17 protein-coding genes are annotated in these 17,436 nt (G+C 34.2%); 7 read left to right on the top strand and 10 right to left on the bottom strand.

Annotation, left to right across the window (positions count from 1 at the left end):
- Positions 1-55: 55 nt before the first annotated feature.
- From QMO11_RS16980 to QMO11_RS16945, 8 genes are all read right to left on the bottom strand, one after another.
- A complete protein-coding gene (locus QMO11_RS16980) occupies positions 56-1,222 on the bottom strand; it encodes a TolC family protein (RefSeq protein ID WP_282038628.1) in 1,167 nt (388 codons plus the stop codon).
- Positions 1,219-4,308 carry an efflux RND transporter permease subunit gene (locus QMO11_RS16975; protein WP_282038626.1) on the bottom strand — a complete coding sequence of 1,030 codons (3,090 nt, stop codon included), beginning with the start codon at positions 4,306-4,308 and terminating at the stop codon, positions 1,219-1,221. Before QMO11_RS16975 ends, QMO11_RS16980 begins: the two co-directional genes overlap by 4 nt.
- Before the next feature lie 11 nt (positions 4,309-4,319).
- Complete coding sequence (locus tag QMO11_RS16970; protein WP_282038624.1) at positions 4,320-5,825, bottom strand: efflux RND transporter periplasmic adaptor subunit; 1,506 nt, start codon at positions 5,823-5,825, stop codon at positions 4,320-4,322.
- 283 nt (positions 5,826-6,108) lie between these two features.
- Positions 6,109-6,552: a hypothetical protein gene (locus QMO11_RS16965; protein WP_282038622.1), complete on the bottom strand. Its 444-nt coding sequence runs from the start codon at positions 6,550-6,552 to the stop codon at positions 6,109-6,111.
- Between the two features lie 64 nt (positions 6,553-6,616).
- Entirely contained in the window at positions 6,617-7,126 is a 510-nt protein-coding gene (locus tag QMO11_RS16960) for a hypothetical protein (RefSeq protein ID WP_282038620.1), read from the bottom strand.
- 62 nt (positions 7,127-7,188) lie between these two features.
- A complete protein-coding gene (locus QMO11_RS16955; RefSeq protein ID WP_075602918.1) occupies positions 7,189-7,650 on the bottom strand; it encodes a cupin domain-containing protein in 462 nt (153 codons plus the stop codon).
- Between the two features lie 82 nt (positions 7,651-7,732).
- Positions 7,733-8,299: a YdeI/OmpD-associated family protein gene (locus QMO11_RS16950; protein ID WP_282038617.1), complete on the bottom strand. Its 567-nt coding sequence runs from the start codon at positions 8,297-8,299 to the stop codon at positions 7,733-7,735.
- Positions 8,300-8,319: 20 nt separating this feature from the next.
- The gene (locus QMO11_RS16945; RefSeq protein ID WP_282038615.1) at positions 8,320-9,162 is read right to left on the bottom strand and encodes a GNAT family N-acetyltransferase; all 843 of its coding nucleotides are present in this window, start codon (positions 9,160-9,162) and stop codon (positions 8,320-8,322) included.
- A gap of 827 nt (positions 9,163-9,989) precedes the next feature.
- Here QMO11_RS16945 and QMO11_RS16940 point away from each other — a divergent pair.
- The 3 genes from QMO11_RS16940 (at position 9,990) to QMO11_RS16930 (ending at position 11,578) form a co-directional block, all read left to right on the top strand.
- Positions 9,990-10,676 (top strand): hypothetical protein, encoded by a 687-nt coding sequence (locus QMO11_RS16940; RefSeq protein WP_282038613.1) that lies wholly within the window; start codon positions 9,990-9,992, stop codon positions 10,674-10,676.
- 234 nt (positions 10,677-10,910) lie between these two features.
- Positions 10,911-11,207, top strand: a complete 297-nt coding sequence (locus QMO11_RS16935; protein WP_282038611.1) for a hypothetical protein — start codon at positions 10,911-10,913, stop codon at positions 11,205-11,207.
- A 137-nt stretch (positions 11,208-11,344) separates the two neighbouring features.
- Positions 11,345-11,578: a hypothetical protein gene (locus QMO11_RS16930; protein ID WP_282038609.1), complete on the top strand. Its 234-nt coding sequence runs from the start codon at positions 11,345-11,347 to the stop codon at positions 11,576-11,578.
- Between the two features lie 152 nt (positions 11,579-11,730).
- Here the strand turns inward: QMO11_RS16930 and QMO11_RS16925 are convergent, their stop codons facing one another.
- Complete coding sequence (locus QMO11_RS16925; RefSeq protein ID WP_282038607.1) at positions 11,731-12,582, bottom strand: AraC family transcriptional regulator; 852 nt, start codon at positions 12,580-12,582, stop codon at positions 11,731-11,733.
- 192 nt (positions 12,583-12,774) lie between these two features.
- Between QMO11_RS16925 and QMO11_RS16920 the strand changes: the two genes are divergently transcribed.
- From QMO11_RS16920 to QMO11_RS16905, 4 genes are all read left to right on the top strand, one after another.
- Positions 12,775-13,968 carry an MFS transporter gene (locus QMO11_RS16920; RefSeq protein ID WP_282038605.1) on the top strand — a complete coding sequence of 398 codons (1,194 nt, stop codon included), beginning with the start codon at positions 12,775-12,777 and terminating at the stop codon, positions 13,966-13,968.
- A 53-nt stretch (positions 13,969-14,021) separates the two neighbouring features.
- Positions 14,022-14,546 (top strand): GNAT family N-acetyltransferase, encoded by a 525-nt coding sequence (locus QMO11_RS16915; RefSeq protein ID WP_282038603.1) that lies wholly within the window; start codon positions 14,022-14,024, stop codon positions 14,544-14,546.
- A gap of 115 nt (positions 14,547-14,661) precedes the next feature.
- Positions 14,662-15,117, top strand: coding sequence for an FKBP-type peptidyl-prolyl cis-trans isomerase (locus tag QMO11_RS16910; protein ID WP_282038601.1), 456 nt, complete (start codon positions 14,662-14,664; stop codon positions 15,115-15,117).
- 64 nt (positions 15,118-15,181) lie between these two features.
- Positions 15,182-16,123 carry a TRM11 family SAM-dependent methyltransferase gene (locus tag QMO11_RS16905; RefSeq protein ID WP_282038599.1) on the top strand — a complete coding sequence of 314 codons (942 nt, stop codon included), beginning with the start codon at positions 15,182-15,184 and terminating at the stop codon, positions 16,121-16,123.
- 88 nt (positions 16,124-16,211) lie between these two features.
- Here QMO11_RS16905 and sucD read toward each other — a convergent pair whose 3' ends face one another.
- On the bottom strand, positions 16,212-17,096 hold the full coding sequence (gene sucD, locus QMO11_RS16900; protein WP_282038598.1) for a succinate--CoA ligase subunit alpha: 885 nt from the start codon (positions 17,094-17,096) through the stop codon (positions 16,212-16,214).
- Between the last annotated feature and the right edge of the window lie 340 nt (positions 17,097-17,436).

Here is a 17,436-nt window from a genome sequence, read left to right as displayed (position 1 = left end):
TATATTTTGCTTCTAATAAATATTAAAAGTGAGAAATCGATTTTCAGGAAATTTACTATTCAAATATTTTTATCTTACCGAGTAATACAAAATAGGCTTTTTCATTTTCTATAAACTGTTTCTTAGTTTCCCATATCAAATTACTGTCTACTAAATATTCTGAAAACGAAATTTGACCCGATTCGAGCAACTGCATACTACTTTCCGACACCGCCTCTTCCTCCATTATCAGTTTTACTTGCTCGTAATTATACTGAAGTGCCTTCGCTTCATTATACAGGGCGCTTATTTGCGTTTTAAAACTATTTTCCTTTTGTAAAAGCTCTACTTTAGACCACTCTGTTTGCAACTTGGCATATTTAACCTTGTTTTTATTTTGCCATAAAGGAATACTAATACCTGCGTGAATCCCTTGCAATTGCTGGTTCATAATCTTTTCTGATTTATAACCTGCCTCCAATAACGGAAGGCTATTCATCTTCTGAAACTTAATTTCTTTTTCGGCTTGCTGAATGCCTAATTGCGCAGCAACTAAATCAGGATGATTTGTCATCAAATTGATCTGTATAGAATCTAAAGGTTTCAGTTGCCAATGAGCAGGGTAATTATACTTACTAATGGCAAAATCTCCACTTAATTGCATTAGGTATTGTTGTTGTATTTTTATATTGGCCTGCACTTTTTGCCACTCGCTTGTTACACCTACAGCAAAAATACGTCCCTTATCATATTCTGGCTTCGATACTTCTCCGGCTTCGTAACCTTGCTTTAACAGAGTAAGCAAGTGCATAGCCTCCTCTTGTCTTACCTTCATCAATGCCTGAATTTTAAACAAACTAACCAAATTAAAATAGCTCACTTGAGCATTATAGAGAATCTCTCGCTTCTCTTTAGTAGCAAGGGCTTGCTTTTGTTCATATTTCAACTGCTGCACATCTGATTTAGAAGTATAGTACCCCGGTAATTTAAACGACTGTGTTATTTCAAACTCTTGCTGATCTCCTATGGTATTAGCATTCCCAAACAGATAATTATAACTCAGCTGTGGGTTACTCGGATAAACGCCCGTTCTAACAAGCACCGCTTCTGCTTCTAACCATTTTTGCAAGACTTGCAAACGTGGATTATTCTCATTCACACTATGCATAAAATCCTGAAAGGACTGTGCATAAGAATAGACTGGTGCACAAATAAGCACAATTATATAAATGAATCTTTTCATCGCTTATCCTCCTCCTTTTTAACTAGGTAATACACTGCTGGTATTACAAATACATTGAGTAATGTTGAACTGAATAAACCTCCGAGTATTACAACTGCCATTGGACTTTGAATTTCGTTACCAGGCTTATCGCCAGATATGGCAAGTGGAATAAGCGCAAGGGCAGCCGTTAAAGCGGTCATTAAAATTGGATTAAGCCTATCCAATGAACCTTGAATTATTACTTTGCTCAGAGAAACACCTTCCTCCTGCAAGTGACTATATCTCGATACTAGTAATATTCCATTGCGTGTAGCAATTCCGAATAATGTAATGAATCCGATAATTGCGGGAATACTTAACATACCTGAACTAAGCCAAATACTTACCACCCCGCCAATTAATGCTAGAGGTAGATTGAGGAGAACGACCGCAGAAACACTTACATTTTTAAATTCCATGTATAAAAGCATGAAAATAACTACAATAGCAATTAAAGAAGTATAGAAAAGTAAACCCGCTGCCTTTTCTTCACTTTCAAACTGTCCTCCATATTCTATATAGTAATTCTCGGGCAAAGAAATATACTCGGCAATATTACGCTGCACCTCAGTAACTACACTGTGTAAATCTCTACCAGAAACATTGGCCGAAACAACTACTTTACGTTGTACATTTTCTCGATTAATACTATTAGGACCCGATGATGAAGTAATTTGAGCCACCTCCTTTAGAGCAACTTTTTTTCCCTTATGAGTATCAATTAATGTATTTCCTACAGCCTCTATCGATTTACGATATTGTTCCTTGTAGCGTAATATTAAATCAAAACTCATATTACCCTCGTACACCTCTGAAACTTTCTCTCCTGCAAAAGCAACATCAATAAGTTGAGAAAAAGTATTGATTGGTATTCCGTACTGCTTTAACATTTCACGCTTTGGCCGAATGTGTAGTTGCGGAATATCAACTTGCTGCTCAACATTCACATCAACCAAGCCTTCCACCTCAGCTATACTTCCTCTAATTTGAGTGGCCAAAGCATGCATTTTATGCAAATCCGTACCAAACACTTTTATGGCTATGTTGGCCCTAGTACCAGATAGCATATGATCGATACGATGCGATAAAGGTTGCCCTATGGTTACATTAATCCCACGTATTGATGCGAAACGATGACGCAATTCATCCAAAAATTCATCTTTAGATCTACCACCTAAATCAAAAGGAACATCAATCTCAGAAGAAAAAACGCCCTGTGCATGTTCATCTAACTCTGCCCTACCTGTGCGCCTAACTATGGTAGTTATTTCATTCATCTGCAACATTTCCTTTTCTAGCAACAGATTCATTTTATTACTTTCTTCCAAAGATATTCCTGGCAAGCTAACTGTACTTATGGTAAGCATTCCTTCATTAAATTCAGGTAAGAAAGTACGACCTAAGTTAAAGAACATCAACATAGATAAAACAAACAGAAGAGCAGCGCCAGCAAGCATCATTTTCTTAAATCTCAGGGCTTGTTCCAGAGCATTTCCGTATTTTATATTTAACCATTGAACCCATGCAGCACCCATTTCGTGCTTAGCCAATTGTTTATCGCTTGTGAGTAAAAAACTACACATAACCGGAGTTAGCGTTATGGCTACTATTAAGGATGCAAACAACGAAACTATAAATGAAATACCCAAGGGCTGAAGCATTCGCCCCTCCATGCCTGAAAGAAAAAACAAAGGAATAAATGCCACTATAATAATCAGTGTAGCATTTAAAATAGAAGCTCTAATTTCTTTAGATGCATTATAGATTACTTGCATTTTATTCTTCTGTTGCTCCTTGGGCAAATGTGTATTTTCCTTTAGTCGCTTTAACACATTATCTACATCAATTATAGCATCATCTACCAGTGAACCTATGGCGATTGCCATACCTCCCAAAGACATAGTGTTTATGGTTAAACCCATCCATTTAAGTACTATAACAGATACTAATAATGATAATGGGATGGCAAGCAAAGAAATAATAGTAGTTCGAAAGTTTAGTAAGAACAAAAACAATATTAACATAACAAACAAACCGCCCTCTAAAAGAGCCCTAGTGACATTATCAACCGACCTGATAATAAAATCAGATTGGCGAAAAATATCAGTTCTTATTTCTACATGTTTAGGTAAGGAGGATTTTAAATTAGCAAGTGCATCATCAATATTTTGTGTCAGCTCTAAGGTATTTGTATTGGGCTGTTTCAGCACCGTCATTACCACTGAGGGTTTACTATTTAAGTATGCTGCTCCAATCTTAGGTGCCGCAACAGTTTTAATAACCGCCACATCGTTTATGGTAATAGGATGATTATATTTAACCTTAATAACAGCATTGCCCAATTCATTTAGGTTATTGGTTCTAATTAGTGCACGTATCACATACTCATTACCAAAATCATTTAAAAAGCTACCACTTGCATTTTGGTTTAAATGAGCGCATGCTTTAAATAGTTCGTTTAAACTCACCCCATAATAATCCATCTTTTCAGGATCAGCTTCAATTACATATTGCTTATAATCTCCACCCATTACTACTACTTGAGCAACTCCGCCAATTGACAGTAATCTATTGCGAATTTGCCAATCGGAGATAGTGCGTAGTTCCATTGGCGAAATTGAATCTGACGCAACAGTAACAAGCATTATTTCACCAATGATAGATGATTGAGGAGCTAAGGTTGGTTTTCCTGCATCCTCAGGTAAACGATCTGCAATGGTAGCAAGCTTTTCGCTCACTATTTGCCGTGCTTTAAATATATCAGTGTCCCATTCAAAATCGACCCACACAATAGATATACCAGTTGCAGACGACGAGCGTACTCGGCGAACCTTGGTAGCACCATTTACGGCGGTTTCGATGGGGAAGGTAATCAATCGCTCTACCTCTTCGCTAGCCATTCCATGTGCTTCGGTTAACACCACTACACTAGGCGCTGTGAGATCAGGAAATACATCAACTTCCATTTCTGTTGCGATATAACTTCCACCAATCAGAAGTAGAAGAGCTACAAACAATACTAAAAGCCTGTTTTTCAAAGAAAAGTCTATAATTTTATTAAGCATAGCATAGTGTTTTAATGGGCGTGCCCGTGAGTGGGTAAATCACTTGATAACGCAGCCAGCTTTATTTGATAAGCACCTTGGATAACAATCCTATCTCCTACTATCAATCCCCTGACAACTTGAGCATTCAAACCATCGCTATTGGTAATTTCTACTTGTCGCTTTACAAATGACTCGCCGCCTATCTGAACAAATACATAATACTGCCCCTGTTCCTCAATAATTGAAGATAACGGCACTAACAATGCATCTTCTAACTTACCAGTTTTCAGATAGGCTTCTAAATACATCCCTGGCATTAATAGGTCATTTTTTGACACAGAAAATCCCACAGGAATGCGAAGGTTACCTTCATTCACAAAGGCTGTATTTGCGACTAACTCTCCTGCTATATCACTCAAATTAATCATCCCCTTCCCCTCTAATACACTAAAATTAGCATCAAAAATCCCCTCTACTTTTTGATAGTCTGATTGATTTACATAGGATTCAATTATTAAACTGTTATTATTTGTTATGGTCAACAATTGGTCACCACTCTTTACTATAGCACCATTTGCAACCATTATATTACTTATAAAACCATCTATTGGTGCTTCTATACGTAATCCATCTTCAGTTATCTGCTTGGCCAATTGATGATACATTAACGAATCATGTTGGTATCTGCTTTTAATATCTAAAAATGCTTTTTGAGATATCAGCTTTGATTTACTAAGAGGCTCACTTCTAATATAATCAGCCTTGCTCTTCTGAAAAGATATTTTAGCCTCGTTCAGTTGAAGTGTAGTATTATTATCTATCCCAGCTCCCTTAACCAAAGCAATTAATTGCCCTTTTTTAAGGCGCTCTCCCAAAGTATTAAAAAGCATTAACGCTCCAGAGGCATTGGCATGCACTTGAGCTTCTGATGTAGGATGTGGTTTTACGCGCGCTGAAGTATGAATCACTGAATAATATTCTTGAGCACGAATTTCTTCTGTTCCAAATTCGGTTTTCCATGCCTGTTCTTTTAAGTAAGTAATTACATCCCCTTCATCCTTATTGCTAATAGCATGAGCAGCTTCATCTACCGAAGCATACACTGTAATATTTGGTATTTCAAATTGTACATTACCCTCCTTTGTTTCTAATAAAAATAGTATTTTATAACTGCCCTCTTCTTTTGGTATGATGCTAGGGCGATAAATACCTGGTGAAACGGAACCTTCACATTTTTGTGTGATATTTGAGTGGCCATTGAATAAACTAAGCTCTAATTTACATTCTAGCGCGGGTTTATAAGTACTTAGTTTAGTAAAGTGAGCTGCAAATAGACTTTTATGCCCCACTACCAATGCAGGAAACTCAACAAATAATTCATAATTATCTTGAAAAAGAGTATAACTAAGTGTGGGATGTTCGTGCTCATGATCATGTTGCTCATGGCTATCTGTAAACCTACCTTTATTTGAAGGATTACAAGCATATAGCATACTTGCCATACATAATAGCAAGATATAAATGTGTTTTTTCATTTTAATATGGTTTTGAAGGTGTAGTATTCTTAGTTTGATTGCTAGAAATAAAACTGCAGATCGCCCAATTTGATTTATTAGTACCCGCAAGCTTATGCTAGGCTTTACTTGCTAAATAAAATATCAAGCTCTGATATATCAGATTGAATTACACAAATTAAGATGCCTAAGAACTAACTTATCCCAATACAACATATAGGTGTAACTACAAACCAGGATCACTAAGATCCTAGCTAATACAAAGAAATATTATCAAACAATTGATATTTGCTAAAGCGGAAACTTAAACGATAAACGGAGGTGCCCGCAATCCAATTATTCCGGGTTTAAAGAGGGATACGATCCGAGAAGAGGGATCTACAAATTCTGTTGTCTCTAATGCTAATGAATAATTAGCTACAACAAATACAAAGTTTATAGTTGCCAAAATTTGCACTTGGCTTATGCTTATATTTTTCTTTAGGTCAACCCTTAAATAGTCAAAATCACTATCCAAAGAAATATGCTTATGATCAGGAAATGAATGATCATGCTCTTCTTCTAAGTCGACTAATTTTGAATGAGGGTCGGCATTTGTATGGAGGGTAACAGCTTTTTGGTGGGTATGTGAATTTGATAAAAAAGAATACATATCTTCCATTTCATGATGATGATGTGGAATCATCTCATGTCCCAAGGCTAACAAAAATGAAAGCAGTAATAATATAGAATATCCTTTTATTCGCACAGTTACAAAAATACACAATTTAAAAACAATGCACATCCCTATATTTAGGGGTTTTAGTGCACTGTTAGTATCTTATTCCTAGCCGAATTGGCATTAACATTGATTGCTGTGTTGCTGCAATACCTATTTTTGTAAAAAAATCTAATTTCTCTGTCAATCTATAATTAAAACCACAACATAATTCTACAAGTACAGTACCTGTACCATTTTCGTATTGATTCCAAATTTGGCTATAACCTATTTTAAGATTTACAAGCGGACTAAACCTTGTTTTTAATGGTAAGTATTCAAAATCCGAAAATATTGATACTCCATTTATTCCTTCAAAGTTTAAATACCCTAAGCCAATTCCTACAAATAGTTTATGATTATATTCTAAACTATTTACAATATTAAAATCAACACCATTTTCTTCGTTTAAATAATATCCTTTCCAATTTTCACCAGGGTCGACCTGAACAGTATTATACTGATATTTTAGAAAGCCTGCGTCTAGCTTTATAGAATGGTTTATTTGAGAATATCCTTGACTAACTATACAAACCGAAAACGACATAATTAAGCTTAGTCGCATTAAAGTCATATTATTCTGAACTAAATTATTAAAGTACTTATCACTATAATTTGATTATCAACTTATTCTTTCTCCCAAAGATTTTCACATTCTGCTAAGCAACCATCCTCTACATTAAATTGATCTAGCGAACCCATTTTATTCTGAATACATAAAAATGTTAAGGGACTATCTGAGTTATTACGGTATGTTCTTTTTCCTTCAGGAGATACTCTTATTACCGAGCCTTCAGAGATATCAAACAAAGAATCGTCTATTTGAAATTGTCCCGATCCTTTTATAACAACATAAATTTCTTCATTGTTTTTATGTTGATGAAAAAAAGGCATTTCTGTGTGGGGCGGAAATACGGTAAATGAAATTTCGGCACTGCTTGATTTTAATATTTCTCCAATAAAAACTTTTCCTTTTACTTCTTGCTTTCGCTTTGGGTGCATATAAGAATAGTCCTTTAATTCATCAAGACTACCAAGGTTAATTGCTGAATGATTAATTCCTTCTGAGTTAATTTTAAGTTCTTTCATTTCTATTAATTCTAGTTTAAATTATGGGTAATAACAGTGCCTTTGTTATATAAAAGGCACTGTTTCTTTTAGATTATGGTATCTAGTAGTATTTATCAATACCACCAAAACCTTTAATTATTTTGTTCTCTTTTGTTTTGCTAATAAAATTACTTAAACGCTTTTCAAACTCACCTTCTCTTTTTCGGGCACTTTGAATATACGCAACTCTAATTCGTTTATAAGGCTCTGTGAAGTTTTGATAATTATCCCAAACAACTTTATCCTTTTTCAACTTTTCTATTATATCATCGGGAAAAGCGAATTTTTGCTGAACTATTTTTAGAACTTCGCCCTTAATTGAATGATGAACTAAATCATTATTGAAAAGCCATTTTAATCGTTCAATATTGGGTTGTGAAAAAGTAGAATTTTTTCTCCGCTTACAAAACCTTTGTATAGATGTATTTTCGTTTAAGGACTTAAGCGTACTATCAATCCAACCAAAACAAAGCGCTTCTTCAACGGCATCGTTATACAATATTCGTTTCTTATTCGATTTCTTTAAAGGATACTCTAACCAAATCTCATCTTTTGTTTCAAAGTTTAGCTCAAGCCATTGCCTCCACTCTTTTCTGTTGTTGAAATATATAGTTGTTGGTTCGTTCATTTACTACTTAAAATTTATTTTTAGGCCAAACTATTGATGCCTGATATATTCAGTTCCATTTCGTATTGCTTTACACTCTCAGGAATATTAACAGCTTTTATTATGCTCAACTTGTTTACTAAGCAATCGTCTACATTAATAATTTTCACATTGTTTGATACTAAATTTATTCCCTGAAATAACCTTAACCAAGCATTCTTATTATTTTCATACACTTCAAACTGAGCAACATATTTATTTTCTACGTTATAAATAAAATAGGACTCTATTTGATGGTTATAAATTACTTGATAATAATCGTAATCTCTTTCAGTGATTGTCTCTTTTTGAAAGTCCCACGAATGAAACTCCTGATTTGGTGCAGAATTCCAATTAAACGCTTCTTTAGGAATCCGTTTTAAGCTTATTTCGTACTTACTATCAACACTAATATACCCTGAGAAACAATGATATTCCTTACAAATATTAAAACCAGATTGCTGGTAAATACTAATTGCTTTTTTATTCTCTTGTATTACTTCAAGTATACTTTTTTCAATTCCATTATTTCTTAAATCGCTAATAGCATATTCGTAAATTAATTTGCTTATTCCTTGCCCTCTGAATTCTGGTATTACTCCGGTACCAGTATTAAATGCCGTTTTAATTCCAAACCTTATATCAATAGCATGAATTATAAACCCAACTAGCTGACCATTAATACGCATGCCATAAGACAAGCTATAGTCAACTTTTGCAGCTCCCCATCGTTGTTCATAATAATCAATATTGGTAGGCATTTTTAAATGATACTCTTCAAACGCCTTTAAAAAGCAATCTATTAATTCTTCAAATGGTACTTTATTTAATCTTATTATTTTCATAATTGATAGCTATCAATCAGCACCCATACAATATTCAGATACAATTATTCAACATTCAAATACCCCATCAAATCTAATAACTATTAACATAAAATAAAATACTTCTATTTTATAAAACCATTCATTATAAGCACTATCCTAAACTACTTGCTTTATCTAGTTAATTAGTTAGCACTAGTTAAAATGAACCTAGCAATCAACTTAAGATACTTAATCAGAGCAACAATATTGTTAGTTGTAGTAAAATTATTTTTAGCAGCAATCACATGCTAGTTAATTACAATAAAATTGATGTTAATTGAAGCAAAAATGTTTTTAGCCGAAGTAAAAATATTTTTTGTAAGTGCAACAATGAAGTTAATCGCAGTAAAAATATTTTTAACTGTAGCAAAATAAAAAATATATAAATAATTTGATTCAATATTCATCAAACCAACTTTGTATCTTAAAATTTTCTATAAAACAGTTCGCTCAAATGTAATTGATGCCTTTATTAAACTTTACTAAAAGCTTACACAGGCAAGTAATATCAAAGTAAATATAGCACTAAAAAAAACACCATTACTACTTTACAATAAATATCACACATAATATATTCACTTAAGCATATAAAACAAAGTAGACTATAATTTAAACCACAATAATCTATACTAAAATACATTGTACATCATACAAACATTACACACGTAAGAATATTTTACAATAAAAATTTAAAAACTCTTTTATTTATGATAAACATCACTAACTTAGATATACCTTAAAAGACCAATTCATTTTTTCATCTACAAGAATTTATGAATCAAAGTTTTTAACAAAATCTTATTAACATGAGTAACAAAGTTTTTAATTTTCCAATTGTAGAACTGTGTCAAAGAGCCGATAAATTATGCATCTTCTATCAGCGCGATGCAAATAATTTTGCTAAATATGGTTTTTCAAACACCGATATAGAAAAACTACAAGCCGACACCGCGCAACTAAAAGAAATGCCTAGCGATGATTATTATCAAGGCGCACGCATAATAACAACTGAGCAAAAGAAACAGGTTAAAGAAAGACTAATTGACAATATTAACGATCTACGTCTTCGCGTTAAGCTAGTGTATGGGTTCAACTCGCAGGAATATAAGCTATTTAAATTCCGAAAACTACAAAATATCACCTACATAGAATTGGTGCAGTATGCATTACATGCAGTTAATACTGCCATACCTCGATTAGAAGCATTATCTGAACGTATGGTAACGCAAGAGTTACTAGATGCTATATTAGCCGACCGCGAAATATTAGATGAAAAAATTGATGATCAGGCCGTAAGTGATTCTTTAAGAAGAGAAAAAACAGTGGAGCGCAACAATTTAGCTAACACGGTGTACGATCAAATTAGGAAGCTTAGCGAAGTAGGCAAAATAATATGGAAAGGAGTTAATGAAGCCTATTACACCAACTACGTTATATATGGATCTCCAAAATCAATAGAAGAAAAGGCAGAAATAACAGAGAAATCAGAATAAGGAATCACTTATTCATCAAAATATAATATTGGTTTAGTTAAGGTTGGGTCCTGCTCTCGCAAGAGAGTGGGACTTTTTGTTTATAAGCAAATTCAATTTATATCCGACATAAACTTATCATAAAAAAGACAAGACTTAACCTTATTGCAAAGTGATTAGTATACAAACTATGATTAAATAACGGGATATGCATATAACATCCTCCCTAAGGCATATAAACTATAATTAAACTTTATGAAAAAACCATTCTACTTTTGTCTGATACTTTGTATTGGCATCAACCTAAGCGCACAATCGTTTAAAAAAGTACGATTCAAAACTACTTATGAGCAATTTCCTTATGTTCATATGATAGATAGTACTGCCTCATGGAATTCAAACAGCCACATGGATATACGTTTATATGGTAAAAGTCACGAAAGCAATTATGATTATTACTTAAAAGTAAGCCCAAATAAAACCTATAAACACAACACTAAATGGGTAAACCACTTAGCCACAGCTGAAAACATCAATAATATGCCGAAATAAATGCCCTTTTATATGGATCGTGGAAACAAGTAAAGGTTAATGGAAAATCAGATGAAAGCCGTATTGTACATATAAAACCAGATGGTAAACTTTTAAGTCAAAAAGGATGGTGGGACCATCAATCTTATGATGCTGAAATGTTTTGGAAAAATTATTCTATGGTTAATGGTAATAAAATTTTGTTACTGGCCTATGATAAGGAGACCCTCGATAACGAAAAGGAGAATTTTAATATGATTGATAAAATACAAGTAAGATCTATCACGAAAGATAAACTTGTTTTAGCACCTTTTTTATTTACCGAAGGTAATAAAATCAATCCTGAACAGATCATTGAATACGAGCGCATTCACATTAGAGACAATTATTAGTCATAAAGAATGGACAAACAAAAATGCCTTACTAATTTTAGCGAGGCATTTTTGTTTTAGTAATTAAAGCATACGTACTACAGTGGTTTAAAATAGGATTGCAACAATTCACATTCTGCTATAACAATAAACAACCTCATTAAAATCATTACTCACTCCCATTTCTGCATTTTCTTTTGATATGCCCTAGGTGTGTAACCCGATACTGATTTAAAGGTACGTGTAAAATGTGCCGGATCATTAAAGCCCGATATTTCCATAGCCTCGCTTATGGTTGATTTATGATTTGCTAAGTAATTACAAGCCCTATTTACTCTATACTCATTCAAAAACTTAGTAAATGATTGGCCGCTTACCTTTTTAAAGAAACGGCAAAAGCTAGTTTCAGTAAGTTGCGTTAATTTGGCCAATTCTGTAATTGAAATATTGCGGTGGTATTGCTCATTAATAAAGTTATATACTGCCGACATACGCAAGTAATCATTACTCTTGGTTTCGCCAACAGTAGTACTAGCGTTTAATAGCTTATAGTTTTTCTCCGAGGCTAATCGGCCTAATATTGAGAATAGTTGTAACAACCTATTTAACGTATCCTCCTTTTCTAATCCTTCAATTAAATCAGGAATATCCTTATCCAACAACTGAGTAAATACCATACCATGCAACGAACGCTTCATCATTTTAATAATAGAAGCAAACTCAGGCAATTGGCTTAATGTATAATCAATAGTTTCAGGCTTTATTTGTACCACAACCTCATGATTATTGGTATGTAAGTTATTCCCCATATTAGAATGCGGCACATTACAACCCACCAACAAAAGTAAACCATTGGTATATTTATATATAGATGCGCCTACTTGTATTTCAGCTTCTCCATTACGCACATAAACTAATTCGTATTCCGGATGAATATGCCATAACGGCTCACAACAAGGATCACCAGCTTGCAACTTAAAACTACTATCAATATTAGGACTAATCTGCTCGTAAATAGGCTTCATTTTTGTAGAATGATGTGTTTAGTACTCTATGAAAAATACATTCAATGGAGACTAAATCATTAGATTAATGCAAATATAGACCAAGTATTTGATATTATAAGACAATAATAACTATTTACACAATTCTAAATTTGCAAGGTTTTAGGATCACATAGAATACTGAAAATTACATTTATAAGAATATTGCATACCGTGAAGAATTTTAAATTACTACTGCCCTCAGCACAGTTATTACTGTCTATATCTCTAATTTTTGGCACATGGATTATATACATTCCCTATATAACCAGCAAATTAAATATGTCAGAAGGGCAATTAGGTGCGGTATTGGCCTTAGGAGCCATTGGGTCTCTAATAGGTGTAAACATAGGTAAACCCTTAATACGTAAATATGGCGAGGGTGAAATATCATTTTACAGCATCATATTTGTAGCGCTATCCAGTATCTTATTTTTTATTGCTCCCAACCTATATCTTTTAGGAGCTGCTTTTATAATATATGGTGCAGTATCTGGATCATTACAAGTAGCATCCAATTCGTTAATTGGAGTTGTTGAACGCCAGAATAACGTTTCAATAATGTCAACATGCCATGGCTTTTGGAGCGTAGGAGGCTTAATTTCTGCTGGTGGCGGCACTATACTTATGGCAAATATAGGTCAACCCCTTGTTCATATTAGTATGATGGCCGCTTTGGTAATAGGAATACAAATTTGGTTTAGAAAAGATTTTTCGCACTTGCGTGATAAAAAGAGAGAAGCAAATAATCCCACTAAAAGGAAGAAACACATAGCCATCGAAAAACCTATTTTATTACTTTCTTTAATAGGAGTAGCATCCATGGTGAGTGAAGGTGCTATTGCAGATTGGAGTGGACTTTTTTTGAGGGATGTAACTCATTCAAACGAAAACATAGTTGGACTTGGCTATGCAGCATTTTCATTATCAATGACATTAGTTCGCTTAATAGGTGATAATCTATCGGTAAAGTACGGTTCATTCAAAGTTCTAATAATGGCTTTCTCAATTAGCATAGTAGGTTTTTTATTAGTGCTAAGTGCCAATACCGTTCTTAGTATTCTAGGCTTTGCTTTTACCGGTATAGGATTTTCAGTTGTGGTACCAGAGGTATATCGTATTGTTTCAAATTACGATGAGAATCGCAGAAGCGAAAACATCGCTTTTATTGCCGGAGCTGGTTATGTCGGATACTTAGTAGGTCCTGTTTTGTTAGGAGTAATTGCAGAAATGGTTGGCTTATATTATAGTTTCTTTGTAGTTCTTGGCCTTTCAAGCTTTGGCTTGATAAGCACACTAATAAATGAAAGAGCCAATAATAAACAAACTAAAAGCTCAATATCTGACATTAATACAAAACCTATTTAACCTCTATTTCATAAGATAATTGCTACTTTTGCCATTGAATAAAACAATACAGAATGCAGCAATATAGCACAGTAAAGTCAAATATCTATTACCTTAAAATGGAGCAGCGCCCTGTATGGGAAAATGCTTTATCAAAAGAGGATACCAACATTCAACTATTAAAAAAGCCCATTTCTACCAGTAATTATTTAAAACTATACAATAGTGTGGGCGGTAGTTTAAATTGGTTAGATAGAGTTTTAATGGATGATGCAGAACTTGCTGCTAAAATTAATAGTGAAGATACCTTTATTCATGGCTTTTACATAAAGGAGACTCTAGCTGGTTATTGCGAATTAGTTAGAAGCAACAAAGCCGTTGAAATATTATATTTTGGATTGAGCCCTGCTTTTGTAGGCAAAGGCTATGGCAATTACTTTCTGCAAAAGGCCATTGATTTGGCTTGGGATTTAACGCCCAATTATGTAGAATTAAACACTTGCGACCTCGATCATCCAAATGCATTACCAACCTATAAAAAAATGGGTTTTAAGCATTACAAAACCATAATTGAAGAAAAGAAAACCATTACTAAATAGCATCCTGAATTTTAGGCTTTAAATGATAAAAAAGTCATCAAAAACATTAAAGTGACACGTTTATAAGATACGATAAACGAGATGCAATTAACTTAATGCTTACAACTTATTACGCATGTCAAAAACACGAAAAATATCTCCCAACGAGGAAGCTGAACAAACCATGGTTGCCATGCAAACTGCTTTAAAAGCAAAGATGAAAGCCCTCAAAAATTTTGCTCAAGATAAACTCGAAGCATTTGAAGAAAGTGAAGAGTTAGAAATGGGCGTTCGTATTTATAAAGAATCTAATAATTATGGAACAAAACTTCCAAACGGACAAACTGTGAAGGTAAGCTACCAAGGCTATTTACCAAACGGCCGAAAAATCGACTCAGGAAATATAGTATTTAGTATTGGGCAAAAAGATATGATAGCAGGTTTTAGTATCGGAGCACAAGCCCTACAGCAGGGCGAAGAAGCTACTATTTTTATTCCCTCTTCTGCGGCCTATGGTAAAAGTGGCTCTGGTAAAGATATCAAACCCTATACTACACTAATATTTGATATGACTTTGAAAGATATATTGTAACTAATAACGCAATTACAGTTAACTAGATAAGCATCAAATCCTTATAAATAAACAAAAATACAATATGTCAATAAACCAATATATATACACTTTTAGTTACGATAACACTGAAGCTGAATTATGCAAGCTCGAATCAAAATACACCTTTAAAAAAGAAGAGGAAAACCGACAGCTTTTCTCTGATATTAGAGCAGAACCATCTGAAAGTGCTTATATAAAAAAGCGTTTTGATGTAATAACTTCATCAGATGATTATTCTACGCTCGTTACTCTTGTCAAAAAACAGAACATACATGTTGATGACTTTAAAGTAGAATATATTGTTCTGGATGGAGATACAACAGAATATACTGATAGATTAAAAAAGCTAAAGGATATTGGATTCAGTATCGAAGGTGATCCTGATTACTATAAGCCAAAGATAACCTATGGTTTATGCACGTACAAAGGGATTTGGTATTTTGGCATTATTAACAAAGATGATTTTGCATGGCATAAACACAACAAAAAACCACGCTCGTTCAGTAACTCAATAAATGTAAGCATAGCCAAAGCATTGGTAAGTATTGCTGCCGAAAACAATAAAAATACAAGCTTAATTGACGCATGCTGTGGTGTTGGCACAATTATGCTTGAGGCCTGCTTCTCGGGATACCATATTGAAGGCTGCGATATTAATTGGAAAGCCACTAGAGATGCTCGCATAAACCTGGCGCACTTCAATTATACAACAGAAGTATTCCGATCAGACATAAAAGATATTGACAAAAGATATGATGCTGCTATTCTCGATTTACCTTACAATTTATACAGCAAGGCTACTGACGAAGAGGTTTTACATATAATTAAATCATCAGCTGAAATATCAGATCGACTCGTTATTGTATCCACTTCTGACATCACTGACTTTATAGCCGAAACCAAATTTAAGATAATCGATCAATGTAACGTTGGCAAACCTGGAAAAGGAAGTTTTGCTAGAAAAGTATGGGTATGTGAAAAGTAATCACCATTTGCGTGGTAAGCTTTTAAAACATAAAAAAGGTGTTCCATCTAGTATGAAACACCTTTTTAACCCAATTACTAAATAAATATTATAGACTTGATACGGTTTCTAATGCTCTTTTCATTGTCTCACCTAAATCAGCAGGTGAGTCAACCACATGAATACCACACTCACGCATAACTGCCATTTTAGCGGCAGCAGTATCTTCTGCTCCACCAACAATAGCACCAGCATGTCCCATTCTACGCCCTTTTGGAGCCGTTTGACCAGCGATAAAGCCAACTACAGGTTTGGTACCATTTTCTTTAATCCAGCGTGCTGCATCAGCTTCCATCGTTCCACCAATCTCACCAATCATAACAATAGCATCTGTCTCATCATCATTCATGAACAATTCAACGGCCTCCCTTGTATTAGTTCCAATTACCGGATCGCCCCCTATACCAATAGCGGTAGAAATTCCCAATCCAACTTTTACAACCTGATCGGCTGCCTCGTATGTTAACGTACCAGATTTTGATACAATTCCTATTCTTCCTTTCTTAAATATAAAACCAGGCATAATACCCACCTTACATTCATCTGCAGTTATCACTCCAGGACAGTTAGGTCCAATCAAAGTAATATCCTTATCCTTAATGTAATCTTTAGCTTTTACCATGTCGTTGGTAGGTATACCTTCGGTAATTGCAATAGCTACTTTTATACCAGCATCAGCAGCCTCCATAATAGCATCCGCTGCAAATGCAGGGGGAACAAAAATGACTGAAACATCAGCCGCCTGTGCGCCTACAGCTTCCTTTACTGTATTATAAACAGGTCTTTCTAGGTGAGTCGATCCGCCTTTTCCAGGTGTTACTCCGCCAACAACATTAGTTCCATATTCTATCATCTGAGAAGCATGAAAAGAACCTTCACTGCCTGTAAATCCCTGTACTATTACTTTTGATTTATTTGATACCAATACACTCATACATATAGATTTTATAAGATTATTTTGCTGTTTTAAGATATAAAGAAACAATCAAATATATAAAGGCAGAAACTCCCAAATTGTTTAATCACTAATTACAATTTTCAATATTTGAATAATGTAATCACTTATAAGTAACGATTCTTGACTAATAAAATTCTATTTTGGGTGTGCCCCTGTGGGTCGGGCTTTGCGTTATATCTTTGCTTCGCCATAATGGGCTCACAAAGGATGTCACTTCAATCCCTCACACAAGAACTATTGGGTCAATGTAGAAAGTTGGGTCTATAAAAGTCTAAGCATATATTTTGGTCAATCTGTAAAGGAAAAATCTTACATC

Origin of the sequence: Saccharicrinis aurantiacus (assembly GCF_947489045.1) — a bacterium.
GTDB lineage: Bacteria > Bacteroidota > Bacteroidia > Bacteroidales > Marinilabiliaceae > Saccharicrinis > Saccharicrinis aurantiacus.
Note: the sequence above shows the minus strand (reverse complement) of the source record. Positions and strands in the feature narration are given on the sequence as shown.

Bases quoted from the DNA above. Each gene is read 5' to 3' on its own strand.
- QMO11_RS16975 (WP_282038626.1), bottom strand. From the start codon at position 4,308: ATGCTTAATAAAATTATAGACTTTTCTTTGAAAAACAGGCTTTTAGTA.
- sucD (WP_282038598.1), bottom strand. From the start codon at position 17,096: ATGAGTGTATTGGTATCAAATAAATCAAAAGTAATAGTACAGGGATTT.
- QMO11_RS16955 (WP_075602918.1), bottom strand. From the start codon at position 7,650: ATGAAAGAACTTAAAATTAACTCAGAAGGAATTAATCATTCAGCAATT.
- QMO11_RS16945 (WP_282038615.1), bottom strand. From the start codon at position 9,162: ATGAAAATAATAAGATTAAATAAAGTACCATTTGAAGAATTAATAGAT.
- QMO11_RS16925 (WP_282038607.1), bottom strand. From the start codon at position 12,582: ATGAAGCCTATTTACGAGCAGATTAGTCCTAATATTGATAGTAGTTTT.
- QMO11_RS16905 (WP_282038599.1), top strand. From the start codon at position 15,182: ATGTCAATAAACCAATATATATACACTTTTAGTTACGATAACACTGAA.
- QMO11_RS16910 (WP_282038601.1), top strand. From the start codon at position 14,662: ATGTCAAAAACACGAAAAATATCTCCCAACGAGGAAGCTGAACAAACC.
- QMO11_RS16915 (WP_282038603.1), top strand. From the start codon at position 14,022: ATGCAGCAATATAGCACAGTAAAGTCAAATATCTATTACCTTAAAATG.
- QMO11_RS16960 (WP_282038620.1), bottom strand. From the start codon at position 7,126: ATGCGACTAAGCTTAATTATGTCGTTTTCGGTTTGTATAGTTAGTCAA.
- QMO11_RS16970 (WP_282038624.1), bottom strand. From the start codon at position 5,825: ATGAAAAAACACATTTATATCTTGCTATTATGTATGGCAAGTATGCTA.
- QMO11_RS16930 (WP_282038609.1), top strand. From the start codon at position 11,345: ATGTTTTGGAAAAATTATTCTATGGTTAATGGTAATAAAATTTTGTTA.
- QMO11_RS16935 (WP_282038611.1), top strand. From the start codon at position 10,911: ATGAAAAAACCATTCTACTTTTGTCTGATACTTTGTATTGGCATCAAC.
- QMO11_RS16940 (WP_282038613.1), top strand. From the start codon at position 9,990: ATGAGTAACAAAGTTTTTAATTTTCCAATTGTAGAACTGTGTCAAAGA.
- QMO11_RS16980 (WP_282038628.1), bottom strand. From the start codon at position 1,222: ATGAAAAGATTCATTTATATAATTGTGCTTATTTGTGCACCAGTCTAT.
- QMO11_RS16950 (WP_282038617.1), bottom strand. From the start codon at position 8,299: ATGAACGAACCAACAACTATATATTTCAACAACAGAAAAGAGTGGAGG.